General features: G+C 63.6%; 20 protein-coding genes. 1 reads left to right on the forward strand and 19 read right to left on the reverse strand.

Going from position 1 to position 23,498, the window contains the following annotated elements:
* Positions 1-6 precede the first annotated feature (6 nt).
* The 5 genes from lon to BN3266_RS10740 form a co-directional block, all read right to left on the reverse strand.
* The gene (gene lon / locus BN3266_RS10720) at positions 7-2,400 is read right to left on the reverse strand and encodes an endopeptidase La (RefSeq protein WP_059005134.1); all 2,394 of its coding nucleotides are present in this window, start codon (positions 2,398-2,400) and stop codon (positions 7-9) included.
* Positions 2,401-2,642: 242 nt separating this feature from the next.
* The gene (gene clpX / locus BN3266_RS10725) at positions 2,643-3,950 is read right to left on the reverse strand and encodes an ATP-dependent Clp protease ATP-binding subunit ClpX (protein WP_044992345.1); all 1,308 of its coding nucleotides are present in this window, start codon (positions 3,948-3,950) and stop codon (positions 2,643-2,645) included.
* Positions 3,951-3,962: 12 nt separating this feature from the next.
* The gene (clpP, locus tag BN3266_RS10730; protein WP_044992346.1) at positions 3,963-4,544 is read right to left on the reverse strand and encodes an ATP-dependent Clp endopeptidase proteolytic subunit ClpP; all 582 of its coding nucleotides are present in this window, start codon (positions 4,542-4,544) and stop codon (positions 3,963-3,965) included.
* A gap of 77 nt (positions 4,545-4,621) precedes the next feature.
* Positions 4,622-5,989, reverse strand: coding sequence for a trigger factor (tig, locus tag BN3266_RS10735; protein ID WP_021659170.1), 1,368 nt, complete (start codon positions 5,987-5,989; stop codon positions 4,622-4,624).
* A gap of 144 nt (positions 5,990-6,133) precedes the next feature.
* Positions 6,134-6,820: a metallophosphoesterase gene (locus tag BN3266_RS10740; RefSeq protein ID WP_059005135.1), complete on the reverse strand. Its 687-nt coding sequence runs from the start codon at positions 6,818-6,820 to the stop codon at positions 6,134-6,136.
* Positions 6,821-6,930: 110 nt separating this feature from the next.
* On the opposite strand from BN3266_RS10740, the gene BN3266_RS13625 reads away from it, so the two are divergent.
* Entirely contained in the window at positions 6,931-7,101 is a 171-nt protein-coding gene (locus BN3266_RS13625; RefSeq protein ID WP_021659173.1) for a DUF1540 domain-containing protein, read from the forward strand.
* Between the two features lie 79 nt (positions 7,102-7,180).
* Here the strand turns inward: BN3266_RS13625 and thrC are convergent, their stop codons facing one another.
* From thrC to BN3266_RS14340, 14 genes are all read right to left on the reverse strand, one after another.
* Positions 7,181-8,668 carry a threonine synthase gene (gene thrC / locus BN3266_RS10745; protein ID WP_059005136.1) on the reverse strand — a complete coding sequence of 496 codons (1,488 nt, stop codon included), beginning with the start codon at positions 8,666-8,668 and terminating at the stop codon, positions 7,181-7,183.
* A gap of 261 nt (positions 8,669-8,929) precedes the next feature.
* Complete coding sequence (locus tag BN3266_RS10750; protein ID WP_059005137.1) at positions 8,930-9,850, reverse strand: dipeptidase; 921 nt, start codon at positions 9,848-9,850, stop codon at positions 8,930-8,932.
* Between the two features lie 23 nt (positions 9,851-9,873).
* Complete coding sequence (locus BN3266_RS10755; RefSeq protein WP_059005138.1) at positions 9,874-10,251, reverse strand: YraN family protein; 378 nt, start codon at positions 10,249-10,251, stop codon at positions 9,874-9,876.
* Entirely contained in the window at positions 10,248-10,874 is a 627-nt protein-coding gene (locus tag BN3266_RS10760; RefSeq protein ID WP_059005139.1) for a ribonuclease HII, read from the reverse strand. The genes BN3266_RS10755 and BN3266_RS10760 overlap by 4 nt, the downstream gene beginning before the upstream one ends.
* A complete protein-coding gene (gene ylqF, locus BN3266_RS10765) occupies positions 10,871-11,761 on the reverse strand; it encodes a ribosome biogenesis GTPase YlqF (protein WP_059005584.1) in 891 nt (296 codons plus the stop codon). Before ylqF ends, BN3266_RS10760 begins: the two co-directional genes overlap by 4 nt.
* 5 nt (positions 11,762-11,766) lie before the next feature.
* Complete coding sequence (gene lepB / locus BN3266_RS10770; protein WP_044992394.1) at positions 11,767-12,309, reverse strand: signal peptidase I; 543 nt, start codon at positions 12,307-12,309, stop codon at positions 11,767-11,769.
* Positions 12,310-12,809: 500 nt separating this feature from the next.
* On the reverse strand, positions 12,810-13,154 hold the full coding sequence (gene rplS, locus BN3266_RS10775; RefSeq protein WP_044992397.1) for a 50S ribosomal protein L19: 345 nt from the start codon (positions 13,152-13,154) through the stop codon (positions 12,810-12,812).
* A 213-nt stretch (positions 13,155-13,367) separates the two neighbouring features.
* Positions 13,368-14,018, reverse strand: coding sequence for a TIGR03936 family radical SAM-associated protein (locus tag BN3266_RS10780; RefSeq protein WP_059005140.1), 651 nt, complete (start codon positions 14,016-14,018; stop codon positions 13,368-13,370).
* Positions 13,993-15,861 (reverse strand): TIGR03960 family B12-binding radical SAM protein, encoded by a 1,869-nt coding sequence (locus BN3266_RS10785; RefSeq protein ID WP_059005141.1) that lies wholly within the window; start codon positions 15,859-15,861, stop codon positions 13,993-13,995. The genes BN3266_RS10780 and BN3266_RS10785 overlap by 26 nt, the downstream gene beginning before the upstream one ends.
* Positions 15,862-15,971: 110 nt before the next feature.
* Complete coding sequence (locus BN3266_RS10790; RefSeq protein ID WP_154669065.1) at positions 15,972-16,565, reverse strand: site-2 protease family protein; 594 nt, start codon at positions 16,563-16,565, stop codon at positions 15,972-15,974.
* A gap of 30 nt (positions 16,566-16,595) precedes the next feature.
* Positions 16,596-17,456 carry a M23 family metallopeptidase gene (locus BN3266_RS10795; protein ID WP_059005143.1) on the reverse strand — a complete coding sequence of 287 codons (861 nt, stop codon included), beginning with the start codon at positions 17,454-17,456 and terminating at the stop codon, positions 16,596-16,598.
* A 128-nt stretch (positions 17,457-17,584) separates the two neighbouring features.
* Positions 17,585-20,539, reverse strand: a complete 2,955-nt coding sequence (locus tag BN3266_RS10800) for an N-acetylmuramoyl-L-alanine amidase (protein WP_154669066.1) — start codon at positions 20,537-20,539, stop codon at positions 17,585-17,587.
* 390 nt (positions 20,540-20,929) lie between these two features.
* Entirely contained in the window at positions 20,930-22,567 is a 1,638-nt protein-coding gene (locus tag BN3266_RS10805; RefSeq protein ID WP_059005145.1) for an AMP-binding protein, read from the reverse strand.
* Between the two features lie 3 nt (positions 22,568-22,570).
* Complete coding sequence (locus BN3266_RS14340; protein ID WP_021659191.1) at positions 22,571-23,158, reverse strand: helix-turn-helix domain-containing protein; 588 nt, start codon at positions 23,156-23,158, stop codon at positions 22,571-22,573.
* Between the last annotated feature and the right edge of the window lie 340 nt (positions 23,159-23,498).

Here is a 23,498-nt window from a genome sequence, read left to right on the forward strand (position 1 = left end):
TCCTCCCTACTGTTGGATGTGGGTGTCCCGCGGGCGGGCGGGTCCCGCCTTCTTCCTCGGGGGGGCGGAGGGCAGTTCCTCCACCTCTTCGGGCGGCTGTGCAGCCGGTTTGACCAGGGCGGTCTCCAGCACCTGGGAGATGGTCTCCACCGGCACAAAGTGCAGGTGATCCTTGACCTCCTGGTCCACCTCCTCCAAGTCGGGGAGGTTTCGCTTGGGGATCAAGACGGTGGTGCAGCCGTTTTTGTAGGCGGCCATGCTCTTTTCCTTCAGACCGCCGATGGGCAGCACGTTGCCGTGCAGGTCGATTTCGCCGGTCATGGCCACCTCGCCCCGCACCGGCCGCTCAGTCAGGGCCGAGACCAGGGCAGTCACCATGGTGACCCCCGCCGAGGGCCCGTCTTTGGGGATCGCGCCCTGGGGGGCGTGGATGTGGATGTCCCGGTTTTTGTAGAAGTTGTGGGGGATGTCGTAGAGGTCGGCGATGCTGCGCACATAGCTGACGGCGATCTTGGCCGACTCCTGCATCACATCGCCCAGAGAGCCGGTGATCTCGATTTTTCCGCTGCCCTCCAGCACCACCGCCTCCATGGGCAGGGTGGTGCCGCCCACCGAGGTCCAGGCCAGGCCGGTGACGGTGCCCACCTTGTTTTCGAGAGAGGCGTCCTCCCGGTCAAAGCGGCGGTGGCCGATCAGCCGAGAGAGGTTTGCCTTGGTGACCGAGAGCCCCTTTTCGCCCGCCACCACCTCTTTGGCCGCCTTGCGGCAGAGGCCGGCGATCTCCCGCTCTAAGCTGCGGACGCCCGCCTCCCGGGTGTAGCCGTCGATGAGTTCAAAGACGGCGTCGCGGGAAATTTTGAGCTGCCCTGCCTCCAGCCCGTGGGCCTTCATCTGCTTGGGGATGAGGTGGCGCTTGGCGATGTTGTACTTCTCCACGTCGGTGTAGCTGCCCAGCTCGATGACCTCCATCCGGTCGTAGAGGGGGGCGGGGATGGCCGCGGCGTCGTTTGCCGAGGTGATGAAGAGGACGTCGCTGAGGTCGTAGGGCACCTCTATGTAGTGGTCCCGGAAGGCCTGGTTCTGCTCCTTGTCCAGCACCTCCAACAGGGCCGACGAGGGGTCGCCCTTGTAGTCGTTGCCCAGTTTGTCCACCTCGTCGAGGAGGATGAGGGGGTTTTGGGTCTTGGCCTGGGCCATGGCCTTGACGATCCGCCCGGGCATCGAGCCGATATAGGTCTTGCGGTGGCCGCGGATCTCCGATTCGTCCCGCACCCCGCCCAGGGAGATGCGGACGTACTTTCTGCCCATGCTCTCGGCGATGGACTTGACGATCGAGGTCTTGCCCACCCCCGGAGGGCCCACCAGGCAGAGGATCTGACCGCTGTTTTTGGGGGCCAGCTTGGAGACGGCGATGAACTCGAGGATCCGCTCCTTGACCTTTTTCAGGCCGTAGTGGTCCCGCTCAAGGATCTTGGACGCCGTCTGCAGATTGGCGCTCACCTTGGAATAGGTGTTCCAGGGCAGTTCCAGGCAGGTCTCCAAATAGGTCTGGATGACGCTGCCCTCCTGCGAGCCCTGGGGCATTTTGGCCAGCCGGTTCAGGTTTTTCTCAAAGTGCTCCCGGGTCTCCTGGGGCAGTTCCAGCGCCTGGATCTTCTTTTGCAGCTCTTCCAGCTCGCCGTCGTCGCCGTCCTCCCCCAGCTCCTCGGAGATGATGTGCATCTGCTCGCGCAGGACATATTCCCGCTGGTTCTGGTCCAACTGTACCCGCACCTTGTCGTAGATGTCCTTCTCGATAAGGAGGACGTTGATTTCCCGCTCCAGGGCGATCACCAGCTTCTCCACCTGGCGGGAAACAGTGCGCTGCTCCAATATCTCCTGCTTGGACTCATAGGGGAGGTTGGCGCTCTGGCAGATCTGCTCCACCAGGCGGCCCGGGTCCTGCTCCCCCAGCACCCCCAGGATCACCTCTTTGGGCGTCCCCTTGTTGCCGGCGCCCACATACTCCTCAAAGAGCTGTTTGGCCGCCCGCACGTTGGCGATCAGGGTCGGGGTGATCCGCCGGGGCTGGGGCAGGTCGCTGCGCTCAACGGTGGCCTGCAGCATCTCTCCCCCGGCCTGCAGTTCCACCGCGCGGGCCCGGTAGAGCCCTCTGGCCAGCACCTTTACACCGTCGTCGGGCATCTTCAGGAGCTGTTTGACCCGGGCCACAGTGCCGTACTCGTACAGGTCGTCGGAGGTGGGGTCGTCCACCCGCACGTCCCTTTGGGCCACCACGAAGAGGTTGCTGCCGCTCTCCAGGGCGCTCTCCACCGCGCGGATGGACTGGTCCCGCCCCACGTCAAAGTGCATGATGTTGCCCGGGAAGAGGACCATTCCCCGCAGGGCCATGGCGGGCATGCTCTCCGAGCCGCCGCGTTTTTCTATATTCAAAAGATCACCTCGTATTTCTCGTCGAAAGGGGCCGCTCAAACAGGGCGACGCCAGAAAGGATTTACGCTTCATTATAGCTGCTTTTGCCCCTCTTTTCAAGCAAAATACACCAAATAACTCTTATTTGTTCCACCGCTCCCCGGGGCGGGTCTTTTTCCTTTACAGGACAGCAAAAAGGGACGGCCTTGCCGCCCCTTTGCAACTTGCGTTTAAATGGCTTTTTGCTTGCCCGTCAGCTTTCCGGAAAAGCGGACTGGCCGCTTTTTCTCGTCGTAGGTGAGGACGGGTTCCGCTTTGCCCTCGACGCACCTCTCCCCGATTTGGACCTTGCTGACCTTTTCCTGGGAGGGGATCTCGTACATCACGTCCTGGAGCAGCTCCTCCATGATGGAGCGCAGCCCCCGGGCGCCGGTCTTGCGCTCGATGCTCTTGCGAGCCACGGCCCGCAGGGCCTCCGGGGTGAATTCCAGCTCGACCCCGTCCATCTCCAGCATGGCCTGATACTGCTTGAGCACCGCATTTTTGGGCTCGCAGAGGATCTTCACCAGGGAGTCCTCGTCCAGCGCCCGCAGGGAGCTGATGATGGGCAGACGGCCCACCAGCTCGGGGATGATGCCGAATTTCACCAGGTCGTGGGGGACGATCTCCTCCAGCAGGTTTCTCTCGGCCATCTCCTTTTTGCTCACCACGTTGGCGCCAAAGCCCATGGCGGAGGAGGAGATCCTCTTTTCGATGATCTTCTCGATGCCCTCGAAGGCGCCGCCGCAGATGAAGAGGATGTTGGAGGTGTCGATCTGGATGAACTCCTGCTGGGGGTGCTTGCGCCCACCCTGGGGCGGGACGTTGGCAACGGTGCCTTCCACCATCTTCAGCAGGGCCTGCTGTACCCCCTCGCCGGACACGTCCCGGGTGATGGAGGGGTTTTCCGACTTGCGGGTGATCTTGTCGATCTCGTCGAGGTAGATGATGCCGTGCTCGGCCCGCTCCACGTCGAAGTCCGCCGCCTGGATGAGTTTGAGGAGGATGTTCTCCACGTCCTCGCCCACATAGCCCGCCTCGGTCAGGGTGGTGGCGTCGGCAATGGCGAAGGGGACGTTGAGGATGTGCGCCAGGGTCTGGGCCAGCAGGGTCTTGCCCACCCCGGTGGGGCCCAGCAGCAGGATGTTGCTCTTTTGCAGCTCCACCCCGTTTTCCTGGGGGCCGGCCAGCAGCCGCTTATAGTGGTTGTAGACGGCCACCGCCAAGGTCTTTTTGGCGCTGTCCTGCCCGATCACATACTCGTCGAGGATGGCCTTGATCTCCTTGGGGGTGAGCACGTGGATGCTGGTGTCCTTCCCCTTGCCGCCCTTCTGGGGGGCAAAATCGTCGTCGTCCAGAAAGGACTGGCAGAGGGAGACGCACTCGTCGCAGATGTAGACCCCCGGCCCGGTGATGAGCTTGGAGACCTCGTCGGCCGACTTGCCGCAGAAGGAGCAAAACAGCATGTTTCCGCTGTTGCCGTTATCTTGATTTGGCATTGAATAAAATCCCTACCGTTTCTCTATGACTTTGTCCACCAGGCCGTACTCCACGGCCTCCTGCGCGCTCTTGAAGTTGTCCCGCTCGGTGTCCTGTTCGATCACTTCCAGGGGTTGCCCGGTGTTTTTGGCGAGGATCTCATTGAGCCGCTTTTTGGTGCGGAGGATGTGATCGGCCTGGATCTTGATGTCGGTCGCCTGCCCCTGGCTGCCGCCGGAGGGCTGGTGGATCATGATCTCGCTGTTGGGCAGGGCAAAGCGCTTGCCCTTTGCGCCGCTGGAGAGCAGGAAGGCCCCCATGGACGCCGCCATCCCGATGCAGGTGGTGGAGACATCGCACTTGATGTAGTTCATGGTGTCGTAGATGGCGAGGCCGGCGGTCACCGAGCCGCCCGGGCTGTTGATGTAGAGCATGATGTCCTTGTCGGGGTCCTGCCCCTCCAGGTACAGCAGCTGGGCCACCACCAGGCTGGCGGTCTGGTCGTTGACCTCGTCACAGAGCATGATGATGCGGTCGTTGAGCAGGCGGGAGTAGATGTCGTAAGAGCGCTCTCCCCGGCTGGTCTGCTCCACTACCATAGGTACTAAACTCATTTACAATGCGCCTCCAAACAAAAGTGATTCTACCCACCTAGCTGCAAAAGTCCCCTCAGGCGAGGTATGTATGCCGCTTACTTTTCCTCGGTGTCCTCTTCGGCCTTCTTGGCGGCCTTTTTGGCAGCGGGTTTCTTGGCCGCGGTCTTCTTGGCGGGTTTGACCTCCTCGACCTCGGCGCTCTCGCGGATCAGGTCGATGGCCTTGTTGACAGCCAGGTCCTCGCGGATGTTGTCCAGGGAGACCAGGCTCTTGATCTTCTCGGGCTCCATCTGGTAGTTCTCTGCCATCTTGGCGATCTCTTCCTCGACGGCCTCGTCGCTGATCTCGATCTTTTCCAGTTTGGCGATCTTCTCCAGGGCCAGGCGGATCTTGACCTGCTTCTCGGCCTGCTCGCGGAAGGTCTTGCGGAAATCGGCCATCTCCATGCCGGTGTACTGCAGGTAGAGCTGCAGGTTCATCCCCTGGGACTGCAGGCGGTAGTCGAAGTCCTGCACCATCTCGTCGATGCGGTTTTCAAACATCACCTCGGGGATCTCGCCCTCCAGCTTCTCGATGACCGCGTCCACCAGGCTGTTTTCCAGCTCGGTCTCGCTCTGGGCGTTGGCCTGCTCCTGCAGCTTTTTCTTGATGTCCTTTTTCAGCTCGTCCAGGGTGTCGAACTCGCTGACGTCCTTGGCGAACTCGTCGTCGAGCTCGGGCAGCTCTTTGGATTTGAGCTCGTTCACCTTCACCTTGAAGGTGGCCGCTTTGCCGGCCAGCTCCTCGGCCTGGTACTGCTCGGGGAAGGTGACGTTCACGTCGAACTCCTCGCCGGGTTTGTGGCCGATGACCTGGTCCTCAAAGCCGGGGATGAACTGGCCGCTGCCCAGCACCAGGGGGTGACCCTCGCCCTTGCCGCCCTCAAAGGCGACACCGTCGACAAAGCCCTCAAAGTCGATGATGGCGGTGTCGCCGGACTTGGCGGGCGCGTCCTCCACGGTGATGATGCGGGCATTTCTGTCCTGCATCTTCTCCAGCTCGGCCTTGACCTGCGCGGCAGTGACAGTGTTGACGGTTTTCTGGGCCTTTATGCCCTTGTAGTCCTTGACCTCGACCTCGGGCTTGACGATGACGGTGGCCTTGAAGACCAGGCCGTCCGCCTTGCTGACCGACTCGACGCTGACCTCGGGGGTGGAGACGGGCTCGACGCCGGCCTCTTTGGCGGCCTCGACAAAGGCCTCGGGCATCACGTCGTTGATGGCCTCGTCAAAGAAGATACCCTCGCCGTACATCTTCTCGATGAGGTGGCGGGGGGCCTTACCCTTGCGGAAGCCGGGAACGCTGATCTTCTTGGCGTTCTTATGGTACACCTTGTCTACCGCGCTGCCAAACACATCGGGAGCGACCGAGACCTCCAATTCGTATTTGTTGGTCTCAACTTTAGTAGAACTGTTAAGGCTCATAATTATACTTCCTCCTAATTTTGTCACAGACAATTATCTTTGTAATTATATCACATCAATTCGGCCAATTGCAACCGGCCGAGCGGCTGATTCTCACCTTTTTCGCCGCTTTGGCGGCAAAATGGCATTTGCAGGGCGCTGCCGTCACTCCCTGATGCACAGCGGGCAGAAGTTCAGGGCGTCGGCGGAGACCAGGCGGAAGGCGATCCCCTCGTAGTCCCCCTCAAAGGCCCACTGGATGGCCTTGCCGTGTAGGTGGCCGTAGTAGCACTGGGTGATCCCCCACTCCCCCATCAGGTCGATGGTCTCCTGGGAGAGAAAGTCCCGGTAGACGGGCGGGTAGTGGAGAAAGAGGAGGATGGGCAGGGCGGGGTCGGCCTTCTCCAGCGACATCCGGATCCGCCCCAGCTCCCGGGCACGGATCTTGGCGTCGTGGGGGTCGGTGTCCTCAAAAAACCAGCTCCTGCTGCCGCAGATGTTGACCCCCTCCACCTGATAGCTCTCGTTGGAGAGGATGGAGAGGGTGGTGAATCCCCGCTCAGCGAGAAAGCCGTCCATCTTGTTTTTGGTGGACCACCAGTAGTCGTGATTCCCCTTCAGCAAGATCTTGCGGCCCGGCAGGCTGTCGAGAAAAGCAAAATCGGTGGCCGCCTCCTCCAGCGACATGGCCCAGGACACATCCCCGGGGATCACCACCGTGTCGCCGTCCGCAACGGTGTCGCGCCAATTTTTTTCGAGTTTGGGCAGATAGCCCGACCAGCCGGGAAAGACGTCCATCGGCTTGTCGCTGGCCAGCGACAGGTGGGTGTCGCCCAGCGCAAAAATACTCAAATTTTCCCTCCTCCTTTTCCCTGCCATAAAAGCGGTCTCAAGCAGACACACTTTCAGAGAGGGCTGATGTACACGGGTTCACAGAAATTTGCCAAAGGGTGTGGTTGCGCGTGAAAAAGAGCAAGCCCGGACCCATTCCACAGGTCGTCTGCGACGTGGAAAACTGCATTTACAATCGCGACCGGCGCTGTACAGCGGCAGATATTCAGGTGGGGCCGCACTTTGCCTGTTCCTGCTGCGACACCATCTGCTCCACCTTTCACCCCAAAGAGGGGGAATAGGCGGCAGAGGGACTGAACATCTGCGATGACCCCTCAAAAAAGGGCGGCCCAGCCGCCCTTTTTTCCTGTTCGGTGCCCGCTAGATGTTGAGGACCGCCTTGACCCAGCCGAACATCTCGCCAGGCATGCAGCAGTCGCCAAAGCGAATGGGTTTGTCCCGCAGGGCCTTGAGGGCCGCCGGGGCCGCGACACCGCTTCGCTCCTCCAGCGAGGAGAGGATGGAGAAGTCGTTTTTCCCCGGCAGCTCGCCGCCCAGCGCCTCCAACACACTGGCCGGGAATTTGTAGGGGCTGGCGGTGGAGACCACCACCGTGGGGGTCTCGTCCCCGGTGGACGCCCGGTATTCGCCGTAGACCTTGAAGGCCACGGCGGTGTGGGGGTCGCAGAGGTAGCCCGAGCGGTCGTAGACCTCCCTGATGGCGGCCGAGGTCTCGGCGTCGTCGGCGCAGCCGGCGGCAAAGCTCTCTTTGAGACGGCCGAGCATCTCCTCTTTCACCGCGAAGCGGCCGGTGTCGGACAGGTCGCGGTAGAGGCGGCCGATCAGCCCGTCGTCCCGCCCGGAGAGGAGGTAGAGGAGCCGCTCCAGGTTGGAGGAGACCAGGATGTCCATCGACGGGGAGAGGGTGGTGTAGAAGGGGCGGTTGCGGTCGTAGCGCCCCTCGCTCAAAAAGTCGGTGAGCACGTTGTTGCGGTTGGACGCGCAGATGAGTTTGCCGATGGGGACCCCCATCTCCTTGGCAAAGTAGGCGGCGAGGATGTTGCCGAAGTTCCCGGTGGGGACGGCGAAGTTCACCGGCTCCCCCATGGCGACCTTGCCGGCGCGGCACATCTCCAGGTAGGCGTATACATAGTAGACGATCTGGGGCGCCAGCCGCCCCCAGTTGATGGAGTTGGCGCTGGAAAAGCGCATCCCCTTGGCCGCCAGTTCCGCCGCGGCGCGACCGTCGGTGAAGATCCGCTTCACCCCGGTCTGGCAGTCGTCAAAGTTGCCGTCCACCCCGCAGACGTGCACGTTCTCCCCCGCCTGGGTCACCATCTGGCGCTTTTGCATGTGGCTGACCCCGTCCTGGGGGTAGAACACGGCGATCTCGGTGCCCGGCACATCGCAAAACCCCTCGAGGGCGGCCTTGCCGGTGTCGCCGGAGGTGGCCACCAAAATGAGGATGGTCTTGCCGTCGCCTGCCTTTTTGTTGGCCACCGTCAGCAGTTGGGGCAACATCTGCAGGGCCATGTCCTTAAAGGCGCAGGTGGGGCCGTGCCAGAGTTCCAGCACCTGAAGGCCGTCTTTCAGTTCGGCCAGGGGGGCCTCCCCCTCGGGAAACTTGCTGCCATAGGCCTTTTTCACGCAGTCGTCGATCTCCTCCTGCGAAAAATCGGTCAGGTAGCGGGACAGAACGGCAGAGGCCACCTCCTGGTAGCTGCTGCCCTGCAGTTGGGCCAGTTCACCCGGCGCGAAGGCCGGGATCGTCTCAGGGACAAACAGGCCGCCGTCTTTTGAGATGCCCTGCAAAATCGCCTCGGAGGACGACACCTGCAGCGATGAATCCCTTGTACTGCTGTAACGCAATCTGCTCACCTCTTCAATTTTCCAGGTCCGGCGGCACGGGGCCGCCCTCTTTTTCTTCCCCCCGTCCCCTCCCTCCCACAGGCAGAGAACAGGGGGCAAACCGGCTGCTGTCTGCCCTTTGCAGGCGGCGGGAAAAGGGTGCAGAACCCTCCCCTGCCCACAGCCGATTTTTCGCTATTATACCATAAACCACAGGCTATGAGAAGTCGCCAATTATTTTCGGCTGGAAGATCCTTCCCGCCCGATCCGATCCCGCCCCCCTCAAAAAGAGGACAGCCTTCTCTCAAAAAAGTCGGCGGCGTTGTCAAAGAAGATGGCCTGTATCTGCTGCGGGCCGATCCCCCGCCGGGCCATGGCGTCGGCCAGGGCAGGCAGGGCGGCGATGTCCGGCAGCTGCTGCGGCATCTCGGCCCCGTCAAAATCGGAGCCCAGGGCCAGGGTCTTTTCGCCCCCCAGGGCCAAAAAGTGCAGGGCGTGCTCGGCGATGTCGTCGGGGGTGGCGGGGCCGTCCTCCCGCAAAAAGCCCTGGTTGTAGTTGAGGCCCACCAGCCCGCCCCGGTCGCGGATGACGGCAAACTGCTCGTCCGTCAGGTTGCGGGGGTGGTTGCAGAGGGCCTTGGCGTTGGAGTGGGAGGCCACGATCGGCCCCTCCGCCACCGCCGCCAAATCGTAAAAACCCCACTGGGAGAGGTGGGAGACGTCGGGGAGGATGCCCCAGCGCTCCATCTCCCGCACCGCCTCCCTGCCCAGCGGCTTGAGGCCCCGGTTCTCGCTGACCCCCCAGCCCAGCTCGTTCTCGCCGTTCCAGGTGATGGTCAGCATCTGCACCCCGTCCTCGGCCAAGGTCTGTATCCGCTCCAACCGGCCGGCCAGGACGGCGCCGCCCTCCACCGTGAGGATGGGGCAGAGCCGCCTTTCCCCCCGGCGCAGGGCGGTCAGCTCCGCCCCCTCGCGCAGCAGCGGCGGGGCGGCCTGGGCGCGGTAGTAGTCCACCGCCCGGCGGTAGTAGTCGTAGGCCGCTTCCCCCCGCAGCTCGTCGGGGACAAAGACGGCAAAGCACTGGGCCCACCGCTCCAAATAGGACCCCTTTTGCAGGGAAATCTCCAACTCGTTCTCCGCCAGGGACAACCCCTTGTTGCAGCAGGAAGTCAGGGTGTCGCAGTGCAGGTCAAATAGATCCACGGGCGCTCTCTCCTCTCTCGCGTTCAGCGAAAGGCATCTTCCAAGTGGTTGACCGACACCACCTCAAAGGCCTCATCCATGATCACTTCCACCACGTCAAAGCGCACCTGCACATCGTCGAGCTGCTGGGCGGCCAGAAAGACGTTGGTTGCCAGCTTGATCCGCTCCTGCTTCTGGCGGGTCACCGCCTCGGCCGGGGTGTAGAGGGCATTTTGCAGCCGGGTCTTGACCTCCATGATCACCAGGATGTCCCCGTCTGCGACAACCAGGTCCAGCTCCCCGTAGCGGCAGGTGAAGTTGGAGCGCAGGATCTGATACCCCTTGCGCCGGGCCAGGCGGGCGGCCTCCACCTCCCCCAAAATGCCGGAGGTGGACTTCATCCCCCGCCCCCGCTCCCTCACTGGGAGCGCCCCTTCCACTTTTTGAGGAAGGTCAGCCGGTGGATGGGGGTGACCCCCAGCTCGGTGAGGGCCTGATAGTGGGCCTTGGTGGGGTAGCCCTTGTGGCGGGCAAACCCGTAGCCGGGAAAGAGCTGGTCGTACTCCAACATCAGCCGGTCCCGGGTGACCTTGGCGAGGATGGAGGCGGCGGCGATGCTGGCCGAGCGGGCGTCCCCCTGGACGACGGCCTGACAGGGCAGGTTGGCGGGGGGACAGCGGTTGCCGTCAATGAGGGCCAGTTCCACCGGCACCCCCAGCCCGGCAATGGCCTGGGCCATGGCCTGCATGGTGGCGTTTAATATGTTTATGTCGTCGATGATCTCATTATCCACCAACTGGACGCTGTAGGCCACCGCGTTCTCCCGTATCTCGTCAAAGAGCAGTTCCCGCCGCTTTTCGGTGAGTTTTTTCGAGTCGTTGAGCCCCGCCGGCAGGTACCCCTCGGGCAGCACCACGGCCGCGGCGCAGACCGGGCCGGCCAGGGGGCCCCGCCCCGCCTCGTCCACCCCGCAGAGGGTGCCGAAGCGCTGGCGCAGGTCCTGGTCAAAGGCCAGCAGTTCGGGGTGCAGGGCCGGGGCGCTCACTGCGCCTCCTCCGCCCGGGGCGGTGTCTCCAGGGTGAAGCGGCCGATTTTCTGGCCCCGGTACTCGTCCACCAGCATGATGGCGGCCCGCTCGGTGTCGATCTCCCCGCCGGAGATGAGCATCCCCCGCTTGCGGCCGATGAGCTGCAGCACTGCAAAGCCGTCGGCACAGGCGGCCAGGGCCTCGGGGTCCAGCTTGTAGCGAGACGCCAGCGCCTCGGGGTACTGAGCGGAGAGGATGTCCAAAAGCTTCATGGCGATGTACTCCATGTCCATCACGTCGTCCTTGATGGCGCCGGTGAAGGCCAGCTTCTCCCCCACGGCGGGGTCGTCGAATTTGGGCCAGAGGATGCCGGGCATGTCAAGCAGCTCCAAGTCCTCGTCGATCTTGATCCACTGCTTGCCGCGGGTGACGCCGGGGCGGTCCTCCACCTTAGCGCGCTTGCCCCCGGCGATGCGGTTGATGAAGGAGGACTTGCCCACGTTGGGCACCCCCACCACCATCACCCGGATCTGGTGGCCGGTCATCCCCTTTTCGCGGCGGCGCTGCAAATACCCCTCCAGCGCGGCGAGGACGGCGGGTTTGAAGTGTCCCAATCCCCTGCCGTTCTTGGCGTCGATGGCGATGGCGGGGATCCCCTGGCCGCGGTACCACTCGATCCAGCGGCGGGTGGCCGCCTCGTCGGCCAGGTCCGACTTGTTGAGCAGCAGCAGCCGGGGCTTCTCCCCCACCAGGGCGTCGATTTCCGGGTTGCGGCTGGAGGCGGGGATGCGGGCGTCCACGATCTCGGCCACCAGGTTGACGTGGCGGAGATTTTCGGCGATGAGCCGGCGAGTCTTGGCCATGTGGCCGGGGAACCACTGAATGGTGTGCAGGTCGTTTGCCATCTCGCTCACCCTACCTTTCCAAAGCCGCCAAAGGGCAGCAGTCTAAAATAGGCCTCGCCGACAATGTCCTGCTTGGCCACCTGGCCCAGCGAGGAGAAGCGGCTGTCCTCCGAGTGGTTGCGGTTGTCCCCCATCACGAAGTAGTGGCCGGGCTGCACCTCCTGGGGGAAGGTCTCGTCCCCCCGCAGGGCGGTGGCCTCGTTGATATAGGGCTCGTCCAGGGGGACCCCGTCCACAAAGACGGTGCCGGAGTCGAAGTCGATGTTGACCACCTGCCCCTCGGTGGCGATGACCCGCTTGATGTAGAGCTTTTCATCCTCGTGGCTGTTGAGGACGACGATGTCCCCCTGCTCCACCTCATAGAGGAAGGGGGAAATCAGCAGCACATTGTTGTTTTGAAGGGTGGGGAGCATGGAGTCCCCGTCCACCCGGATGATGCGCACCACAAAGGTGAAGACCAGCGACACCGCCACCAAAGAGAGGACGATGGTCTCGACCCAGCTGAAAAATTCGCGGTAGAGCGCCCCCGCCGGGGTTCGCTTGGGCATCTGCGGGCGCGATTTTCCCCGCTGCGCAACGGCGTGTTCCATAAAAGGCACCGACCTTTCTCGACGAAAGTAAAGGCCGCCTCTCCCCTCGCCCTCGGCCCTGGGGACAGGCGACCCCATGTTTCTCGGTGTTATTGTACCATTTTCTGCGCCGCAAAAAAAGGGATTCACAGAAATTTCAAATCTCGTCTCCCATCTCCGCCCGCCGCCCAGATACCTGCAAAATCAAAATCGCCGGTGAAAGAGTCAGGATGGACCGGTCCCAAAAGGGCGGCAGCCGGGCTTCGCCCCGCGCGAGGCGACAAAATCGCGCCCACGGCCACCGGGCAAACCGGCGATTCAGGGCAATCCTTTGTGTCCCCCATCCCCCCCAAAGACCGCTCTCCCTTTCCCGCCTTCGGCCCCTCTTTCCCCTTGTCTCCCCCGACAGGATCGGGAAATTGGGCCGCCAAAAGGGCAGAGAAAAGGGCGGCCGGTTTGACCCGGCCGCCCTTTGCGGTTTATCGGAGCTGCTCTTTGACCTTGGCGGCCTTGCCGACGCGGTCGCGCAGGTAGTAGAGCTTGCTTCTGCGCACCTTGCCGCGGCGAACGATCTCGACCTTTTCGACCTTGGGAGAGTGAACCGGGAACACCCGCTCCACGCCGACGCCGTAGGAAACCCGGCGCACGGTGAAGGTCTCATTGATCCCGCCGTGTTTGCGGGCGATGACAGTGCCCTCAAACACCTGGATACGCTCTCTCTGGCCCTCTTTGATCAGCACGTGCACCCGAACGGTGTCGCCGATGTTGATCTCGGGGAGCTCGGATTTGAGCATCGAGTCGGTCATCAGTTTCATTGCATCCATGATAAATCCTCCTTGGTTTTCCGACATTCTTGCTTCTTTTTCATACCTTGCGGTGAGCAGAGGACTGCCTGGTTTCAGATGTTGACAGAAACCCCGCCGCCAGGCCCAAAGGCCCCACAGCGGAACATACTGCTGTATTTTACCACACACTTCCCCCCTGTGCAAGGGGAAAACAGCCAGAAAAGGCAAAATGTTTGGCAGGGCGGGGCAATTTTAGCAAAAGGGCGCGCCCGCCCCATCGTAGAGGGCGGTGCGGCGGATGGAGGCGGTCTTGACCGCCTCGCCGCTCTGGGCGCAGTAGGCGTCTACAAGGAGGGCGGGGTTGAGGTTTTGCTGCCCCCCCGCGGCCAGCCGCAGGGAGAGGAGCGCACGGCCCCCCTCCCCCTCTTCGCCGTCGCAGGCCAGGACCAGGGGGCGGATGTCCACCTCTTTGGGGCCCTTCTTGCTGCGCTTGAGGGTCTTGATCTGGGGCTGCCGGGCAAACGCCAAAAAGCGCTCGGCCAAACCCGGCGCCCCCTCGAGGGACACCCGGTAGTCGGCGGCGGCGATCGCCTGCAGGTCCTGCTGGGGCAGGGCGGCGGCGAGCACCTGCAGCCCGGCGGGCAGGGCGGCGTTCAGCCGGTCCTTCACCTCGTTCAGGGGTAGCTCCTCCACCAGGCGAAACTGCATGATCTCGCACTCGCTCTCCTGCCCCAGAGAGAGGGGCAGGGCGAAGGTGAGGTAGATGTGGGGGTTAAAGCCCTGGGTGTACCAGACCGGCAGCCCCGAGCGCTTGAGGGCCCTGGCCATACACCGCACCAGATCCAGGTGGGAGATGTACTTGGCCAGCCCCTCTTTTTTAAACCACAGGCGTATCGTTTGCATCGTTTCCAAAGCAGGGTCCTCCCAGTAGCTTGTTGGCGCCGCAGCCGCTGCAGTGCTGCCGGCAGTGGGGGGTGGCGACCGACTGGTGGGCGAGCTGGTTCTCCCGCACCAAGAAGGCCTTGCTCACCCCGTAGTCCAGGTGATCCCAGGGGAGCACCTCGTCGTAGGGGCGGCGGCGGTTGGCGTAAAAGGCCGGGTCGAGCCCCGCCTCGGCAAAGGCCGCCATCCACCGCTCGTAGGAGAAGTGCTCGCTCCACCCGTCAAAGGTGCAGCCGCTCTCCCAGGCGCAGAGGATGGCCTTCCCCAGCCGCCGGTCGCCCCGGGCAAACACCCCTTCGATAAAGCTGACCTGGGTGTCGTGGCAGCTGAGCTTGATCTTCTTGCTGCGCAGCACCGCGCGCATCCGCTCCTGCTTCTGCGCCAGCTGCTCCATGGTGTCCTGGGGCTCGAACTGAAAGGGGGTAAAGGGCTTGGGCACAAAGCAGGCGGTGCTCACCGAGACCTGCACCCCCTTGCCCTTGGCGTGTTCCTTGGTCTTGTAGTAGAGCTCCACCACCCCCTGGGCGGTCTCGACGATCCCCTCCACGTCCTCCATCGTCTCGGTGGGCAGACCGATCATGAAGTAGAGCTTGACGCCGGTGTAGCCGTTTTCAAAGGCCAGGGCGCAGGTGCGGTCGATCTCCCCCTGGGTGACGTTTTTGTTGATGGCGTCCCGCAGCCGCTGGGTGCCGGCCTCCGGGGCGAAGGTGAGGCCGCTCTTTCGCACCGAGGTGATGCGGTCCACCAGCTCTTTGGAGAAGTTGTCCACCCGCAGAGAGGGCAGCGAGAGGCTGACCTTCTCGTCCTCGGTCCAGGTGAGCATCTCGTCGAGAAGCCCCTCCAGGGTGGTCAGGTCGCTGGTGCTCAGCGAGGTGAGGGACACCTCGTCGTAGCCGGTGTTTTTGCACAGGGCCTTCGCCTGGGCGTCGATGACCCCAGGGTCCTTCTCCCGCAGGGGGCGGTAGATGAACCCCGCCTGGCAGAACCGGCAGCCCCGGATGCAGCCCCGCAGCACCTCGACCATGGCCCGGTCGTGAACGATGTCGGTGAAGGGCACCACGAAGTTTTCGGGGAAATAGGCGCTGCTCATCTCCCTGACGATCCGCTTGCGCACGGTGGCGGGGGCGCCTTCGCGGGGGGTGACCCGCTCGACGGTCCCGTCCTCTTTGTACTGCACCTCGTAGAGGGAGGGGACATAGACCCCCTCGATCTGGGCGGCCCGGCGGAGGAATTCCCCCTTCCCCACCCCCTCTTTTTTGCACGCCAGGTAGAGATCGCAGAGCTCCAGGTTCAGCTCTTCCCCCTCACCCAGCAAAAACAAGTCGATGAAATCGGCCAGCGGCTCGGGGTTGCAGGCGCAGGGGCCCCCCGCCACGATGAGGGGGGCCAGGCTGTCCCCCCGCTGCGCGGCCAGCACGGGGATGCCCGCCAGATCGAGCATATTCAGGATGTTGGTGAAGCTGAGCTCGTACTGGAGGGTGAAACCGACGATGTCAAAATCGGCCACCGGGTCCAGGCTCTCGAGGGCGTAGAGGGGGATGTGGTTTTCCCGCATCTGCTCCTCCATGTCCACCCAGGGGGCAAAGACCCGCTCGCACCAGATGTCGGGCCGCTCGTTGAGCAGGCCGTAGAGGATCTTCATCCCCAGGTGGGACATCCCCACATCGTAGGTGTCGGGGAAGCAAAAGGCAAAGCGAAGGTCCACCCCGTCTCTGTCTTTGACGATGCTGCCCAACTCTCCGCCGATGTACTGGGCGGGCTTTTGCACCTTGAGCAGCACCTGTTCAATGGTATCTCTTAACATGTCATTCCTCTTCAAACGTCAAAAGTAGGCGCAAAGACTCCCTTTGCGCCTACTTATCATACACTAAATCCGGCCGCGCCGCAACCGCCGGACAGGTTGGCGGAAGGCGGCTAACGGCGCCGCCCCTCCTCCCTCTGGCGGCCCCGCACCACAGAGTAAAAGAGGTACCCGCCGCAAAGGGCCAGGGTGCCGTTTTGGCGGGTGGCCGCGAAGAGGAGGAGCCCCGCCCCCAGCAGGGCGAGGGAGGTCCAGAAGGAAAAGGCCCAGTAGAGCCGCTCGGCCCGCCGGGGCGGCAGCTTTTCCCGCAGAAAAATCAGCAGCACCTGTCCCCCGTCCAGAAGGGAGATGGGCAGCAGGTTAAAGGCCCCCAACAGCAGGTGGATCAGCGCCAGGGTGGCCAGGTGCAGGGCAAAGCGGCGCTGCAGCAGCCAGAGGGCCCCCAGGCCGATGGCCAGGTTGACCGCCGGCCCTGCCAGGTAGACTGGGATGTCGGCCGGCGAGGGGCAGTAGTCGGTCCCCCGGTCCAGGCGGATGCCCGCCACCGTAAAGTCCAGCGCGCAGACGGGGCGGCGCTGCAACAGCAGGCAGAGCAGGTGCCCCATCTCGTGGAGCAAGCTGGCGACAAAGGCCTGCAGCAGGATGCCGGTGTAGTCGAACACCGAGATGCACAGCAGCAAAAAAAGGTAGAGGGGCGAGACGCGCACCGCCGCTTTCCCCAGGGAGAAGCGCACCCTTTACAGCTGGGGGAATACCCAGCGGGGGTCCACCTGTTTGCCGCGCAGCCGGATTTCCAGGTGGAGGTGGGGCCCGGTGGAGAGGCCGGTGCTCCCCACATAGCCGATGGTCTCGCCCTGGCGCACCACCGTCCCCGCCTCCACCTGCAGGCTGTCGCAGTGGCCGTAGAAGGTGTAGAGGTCGTCGCTGTGGCGCAGGAGGATGTAGTTGCCGTAGACCCGGCTCTGCCCGGCCTCCGCCACCGTGCCGCTCAGGGCGGCGGCGATCTTGGTGCCCTTGGCCGCCGCAATGTCCACCCCGGTGTGAAAGTCCAGCTTCTTGGTGATGGGGTGCCAGCGGTAGCCAAAGGGCGAGGTGACCCGACCCGACACCGGCAGCTGCGGGGTCACCGTCAGGGTATAGGGCTCGTAAGAGGCGTTCTCCGGCGGCGTCATGGTCTTGTCGTAGTCGTCGTAGGGCACCTCCTGCATGCCGCCCTGGCCGCCCATGGTCTCCACCGCCTCCCCCGGCGCGGCGGACGAGCTGCCGGGCAGCGGGGTGGCGGACGAGCCCCCGTCGGGAGCGGAAGAAGAGCCGCTCTCGCCCGCCCCCTTGCCGGTGATGCCGCCGTAGATTTGAAAGAGCACGTCCTTGGCCTCCTCCAAACTCTCCTCCCGGGTGATGGCGGCGGCGTAGTCCTGCCGCAGCCGCTCGTACCATTCGGGGTTGGCCGTCTTCAGCAAAAAGGCGCTGCCCACCAGCAGGGCGGCCAGCACGATCTGCACCAGGGTGACAAATCCGCCCCCCGGCCCCTCTCCCTGCTCGTCCCGGCGGGAGCGGCCCTCCCGAAAGGCGTAACTGCGATTGCGAAAATCCTCCATTTTCCTTACCTCCCCGCGGGTTTCGTTCACTGTAACCCTATGCGGGCGGGAGCGGGGGCAGAACCGGTCCCCGACGCCAAGAGGGCCCGGCAGACGGTGCTGCCGGGCCCTCTTCCATCTCTGTTTTGCTAAATGCCCGCGGCGATGCCGTCGGCAATGGCCTTGGCGATCTTTTCCTGCACCGCGGCGTTGGCCAGGTTTTGCCCCTCGGTGGCGTCGGAGAGGAAGCCGCACTCCACCAGCACCGCCGGGTAGCGCATCTGCCGGGTGACGGCCATATACCCGAACTTGGCCCCTCGGTCGATGCCCGAGAGGTTGGCCGTCGCCACCCTGCTGGAAATGGTGGAGGCGATGGTCTTGGAGTAGGGGTTAAAGTACCAGACTTCCGCCCCCCGGGCGCTGGCGCCGGTGGTGGAGTTCTGGTGGATGCTCACCAGGAGGTCTGCGCCAAAGCTGTTCGCCTCCCGCACCCGGGCACTCAAGTCCTTGGCGCGGCTGCCCAGTTTGACCACTGCTCCCCGGCCCTGCAGTTCGGCCACCAGCTTGTCGGCGATGGCCTTGTTGATGGCCGCCTCCTGCAGGGGGCCGTTGACCGCGCCCGGGTCCCCGCTGCCGCCGTGGCCGGGGTCCACGTAGACTCGCATCCCCGACAGGGAGGTGAGGACGTTGTTGAAGTCGACCACCAGGTCGCCGTTTGCCTGGTAACTCTGGCGCAGTCCCCGGAACTGCCCGCTCTTGAGGGTGAAGCGGATGGCGTCCGCCCCGTCCTCGGCCGTGACCCACTGGGCGGCGGAGAAGACGGAGTTGGCAGGCAGGTCGAGGCGGGGCCGATAGCCGGTCTTATAGTAGAGGCGGACGGTGAGGGTATTGCCCTCCAGGGTGATGCGGGTGGGGGCCGCCCAGTCCTGGGAGACGGTCATCCGAAAGACGCCGCCGGTATTGGCAAAGCTGACCCCCCGCACCACGTTGGCGTCGACGGTGGCCTGCCCCTTGATTTGGATGTCCCGCGCCTCCACCCGGGTGCCGGAACCCAGATTGTAGTAGCTGTCGGTGTAGCCCGCGTCCGAACAGGTGACCTTTTCGCCCTTGACAAAGACCTGCGCCCCTTTGGCCAGGGGGAAACAGCTGGGGTCGGAGTAGTTGGAGTTGACCGAGGGGGAGTACCCCTCCGCCTCGCCGTCGGAGGCGGTGATGACCGCCAAGTTGCCGCTGATTTTGGGCAGGTTTTCCGAGGGGGTCGAGGAGGCGTCCCCCGAGCTGGAAGATCCGCCGCTCGAAGAGCTGCCCCCCGACGAAGAGGAGGACGAGTCGCCGCCCCCGGGCACCACCGCCGGCGGGGCCTCCCCCGCCCCGGTGACCGTCACCGAGCCGCCGCTCATCTTTTCTGAATAGCCGCTCCAGCTGGCACTCACCGAGATGTTCCCCAGCTTCTGGTCGCCGGTGGAGGCGGAGGTGGGGAGGGCCCCCTCAAAGGTCTTGTAGGAGTCCACCGTTCCCTCCCCGCTGTCGTCGACCGCCTCCACCTCCTTAAGCCGCACCGAGCTGCCGCCCAGGCTGGCCGTCACGGTAGAGCCGGCGTAGGCCACCGCCGTCACCTTGATGGAGGTGCCGCCGGGCACCCGCACACTGCCCGAGGGGGAGACCGACTGCAGCACCTTCACCTTGCGGGTGACGGTATAGGTGGCGGTCTTTCCCTTGTGCTCAAAGGTGAAGGTGTTGGCCCCCAACTTCAGCTCCCGCTCCACCGAGAAGAGCCCCTTGTCATTGAGGGGGACGGTCTCGCCGTTGATGGTCAAATCGAAATTGGGGTCGCCCCCGCCGTAGAGGGTGAGCACCGGCTCATAGGTGACCGAATCGGCGGAGCGGGGGTTGTCCACCGACAGCTCCTTGAGAATGGTGTTGGGGTTGAGTTCGTCCCGGTAGTACTGCAGCAGCTTGTCGGTGGTTTTGCCGGGATTTTCCCGCAGGGTCTGAAGGGAGCCGAAGGCGCAGCCCGCCAACTGGTTCTCCCGCGCGGCCATCACCTGGCGGATCAACTGGTCGGGGGCGCCCCAGCCGCTCTCCTCCCCCAGCACCTTCTCGTTGTGCAGCAGGGCGTAGATGGGCGGGGTGGCGGCCCCCTCGTCGGCGGTCAGGGCCCCCTTCCACCAGGCGGCCAGCACCCCGAAGGGGGCGTCCGGATCGGTTGTGGCATAGGGCATGTCCACCGCCCAAAAGTCAAAGAGCCCGCTGGTCGCCATCTGCCGGGTGTCCGCGCAGCTGTCGAAATAGGCGGTGGGCACCCGGCCCGTCTCCGAGCCCCCCTCCAACTGGGAGGCATGGGCCCAGACCGGTCCTACCAGCAGCCCCAACTGCACCTGCGGGCTGTCGGTCTTGACCTGCCGGGCCGCCGCCTGCACCGCCGAGGACGAGCCCTGGCGCAGCCAGTCCTCCAACCCCTCGCCCCCGCCGGCCTGGCGGTAGGCCTGGTAGCTGGCGGCGCTGGCGGCATTCTCGTAGCCCGAGAGAAGCAGCCCGGCAAACTGGTAGCCCCGGGCGATCTCCCCCGCCCGACCGGCCATGTAGGCGATCTCCTCGGCGCTGGTGGGGAGGGCCGAGGCCCCCTCCGCCCGCACCCCCAGGTCCACCACCGGGTAGGCGTAGAGCTCCCGCTCGGCACAGCCCTGCAGCAGGTAGGCCAGCAGGTCGGTATCCGGCAGGAGGGCGTCGAAGTAGAGGGAGGGGTGGATGGACCTCTCCCCCCGCAGCAGGGGGAGGAGCACCGTGTTCATCCCCATCTCCTGGGCGCTGTCCAACAGGCTGTCGATCTCGTCGGCAACCCCGTCGGCGTCCAGCTCTTCCCCTGCGGCATAGTCGACGCCAGGGGTGAGGGTGACCGCCTTCATCTCGTCCGGGCGGGAAAAAATCTGCTCGCCGTCGGACGGCTCCTCCGCCGTCCCCTCCTGCCCAACAGCCGCCAAGGAGGTGCTGTCCAGGGGCTGAGCGCCCTTCTCTTCCCCCCGGACCCACTCCCAGCCGGGCAGAAGCAGCGCCGCCGAAAAGATGGCCAGCGCCATGGCAGCTCCCAAAAGTTTCTTTCCCATCTCGTCTCTCCCCTATGCAAATGCCCCGGCGCCAACCGGCGGGGCCGATACCTGTGCTTCGCTGTCCCGTGTCTCTCCCGCTGCCCCCGCACCGGCGGCAACAGGTATATCCAGAGTCATCATACAATAAAAGGGAGGCGAATGGCAAGGGCGGCCAGTGCAGAAACGGCTTTGCAAAGCCATTTGTAGACCCTTTTCTCCTGCTCACAAAGAGATGTAATGGTGTTTCCCTTTATAGTCAAAATCGGCGCTGTTCTCCCCTTTTTAGACGAATTGGCCGAATTTCCCCTTTCCCTTGTGATTTTTCTCTTCCAGGGGGAAAAGCGGCAAAAAAATTTCGGGAGCGACTATAAAGGCATTTGCCATTACAGCCGCTCCCGAAGGGAGGATCTACCGGTTTCTCAGCTCGTTTCGCTTGATTTTGCCGCTGATGGTCTTGGGCAGTTCATCCACGAACTCCACGATCCGCGGGTACTTGTAGGGGGCGGTCTGGTGCTTGACAAAGGTCTGGATCTCCTTGACCAGCTCCTCGCTGGGGGAGTAGCCGCGGGTGAGGGTGATGGTCGCCTTGACCACCTGGCCGCGGATGGGGTCGGGGGCCCCGGTGACCGCGCACTCCAGCACCGCTGGGTGCTCCATCAGCACGCTCTCGATCTCAAAGGGGCCGATGCGGTAGCCCGAGGCCTTGATGACGTCGTCGGTCCGCCCCACATACCAGAGGTAGCCGTCCTCGTCCTGCCAGGCGATGTCCCGGGTGTGGTAGTACCCGTCGTGCCAGATCTCGGCGGTCTTCTCCTCGTCCAGATAGTAGCCGCAGAAGAGGCCGCAGGGCTTGCCCTCCTCGGTGCGGATGCAGATTTCCCCCTCTTCGCCGGGGTCGACGATCTCGCCGTCCTCCCCCAGCAGGGCGATCTGGTACTGGGGGTTGATCTTGCCCATGGAGCCCAGGCGGATCTCCGTCCCGGGCAGGTTGGCAATGAGCAGGCTGGTCTCGCTCTGGCCAAAACCCTCGGTGAGGTTGAGGCCGGTATACTCCTTGAACCGGTCGAACACCTCGGGGTTGAGGGCCTCCCCTGCCGTGGTCACATGCCGCAGGGAGGAGAGGTCGTAGTTTTCGATCCCCTCTTTAATAAAGAAGCGAAAGATGGTGGGGGGCGCACAGAAGGTGGTGATTTTGTACTTTTCAATCAGGTGGAGCAGGTCTTTGGGGGCAAAGCGGATGTAGTCGTAAACAAAGATGCCCGCCTCCATGATCCACTGGCCGTAGATTTTGCCCCAGGAGGCCTTGGCCCAGCCGGTGTCCGCCACCGAGAGGTGCAGCCCGTCCGGCACCACCTGGTGCCACTCCTTGGCGGTGACGATGTGCCCCAGGGGATAGAGGTAATCGTGGAGCACCATCTTGGGCATCCCGGTGGTGCCGGAGGTGAAGAACAGCAGCATGGGGTCGCTCGCACGGTTGGGGATGCGCTCCAGCTGGTCGCTCTGCCGCTCCAGCTCCCGGTGGTAGGAGAGCCAGCCCTCCCGCTCGCCCCGGGCCAAAATCTTGGTGCGCAGGGTCGGGCACTTCTCGGCCGCGGCGTCCACCGAGGCGGCCGCCTCCCCCTCGGCGGTGCAGATGACCGCGCTCACCCCCGCCGCGTCGATGCGGTAGGCGATGTCCTTGGCCGTGAGCTGATCGGTGGCCGGGATGGCGATGGCCCCGATCTTGTGCAGGGCCAGGATGCAAAACCAGTACTCGTAGTGCCGGCGGAGGAGAAGGAGGACCGCGTCCCCCTTTTTGATCCCCAGGGAGAGCAGCAGATTGGCCGTCTGGTTGCTGCGGCGCATCATGTCGGCAAAGGTGAAGGTCTCCTCCCAGCCGTAGTCGTCACACCAGACCATGGCCCGCCGCTCGGGCTCCGCCAGGGCGATGCGGTCGATGATGTCGTAGCCGAAATTGAAGTCGTCCGGCGCGTGCAGCCGCACCGATTGCAGCGAGCCGTCCGCGGCCCACTCCTCCTGCAGGTAGTCCTTATAGAGTTCCAACATCGCCTATTCCCCCTTTTCTTCGTCTCCGCCGTGGATGACAATGGCCAAAAAGGTACAGTCCTTGCCGCCGACAGCCGCCATCCCGTGGGGGTAGGTGGAGTCGTAGTAGATGCTGTCCCCCGCCTCCAGGGTGACGGTGTGTCCGTCCACCTCCATGCGCAGGCTCCCCTCGAGGATGTAGTCAAACTCCTGCCCCTTGTGGTTGTTCATCATCATTGGCCGCTCCTCGTTGCCCTCCAGGTAGGGGGCGGTCACGTAGAGGGGCTCGCACATCTTGTTGCGAAAGAGATGGGCCTTGTGCAGGTAGGCCAGCCCCTGGCGGCGCTCCACCGGCAACCCCTTGCCCTTTCTCACCACGGTGTAGATGTTCAGCTTGGGCCGCTCGCCGGTGAGCAGCTCGATCATGTCCACCCCAAAGACGGCGGCACATTTTTGCAAAAAGGTGATGGGGAAGTCGCTCTCGCCCCCCTCCAGGCGGATATATTCCTCCAGGGGAACGTTTACCTGGGCAGCCATCTCCTCCGCACTGATCCCCAAAATCTCCCGCATGACGCCGATCCTCACTGCGATCTCTGCAATTTTGCTGTCCATCTTTCAGTCCTCCGTTTCAAAACTCAAATAAAAAAGACCCGTCCCCATAATAGGGACGAGCCTTGTATGTACAAGTAGCCCGCGGTACCACCCAGATTGCACGATCTGTGCCGCTTTGCAGGGTTCCAACAAACCCCGGACCGGTTAACGCAGCCCACGCGGAAGAACTTACTGGCCGCCCTGGCGGTTTTCTGCCCTTCAACTCAGGAGTGACTAGCCGCTGCGCAACCTCTGCCGGACTTCCACCATCCGCCGGCTCTCTGGAAAGGCGCATTGCATCGGACTCTCTCCGTCTTTGTCATTGCAGCCATTATAGTCTCCCCGCCCGGGAGCTGTCAAT

The organism is Bittarella massiliensis (ex Durand et al. 2017), from assembly GCF_001486165.1.
GTDB classification, from domain to species: Bacteria; Bacillota; Clostridia; order Oscillospirales; family Ruminococcaceae; genus Bittarella; species Bittarella massiliensis.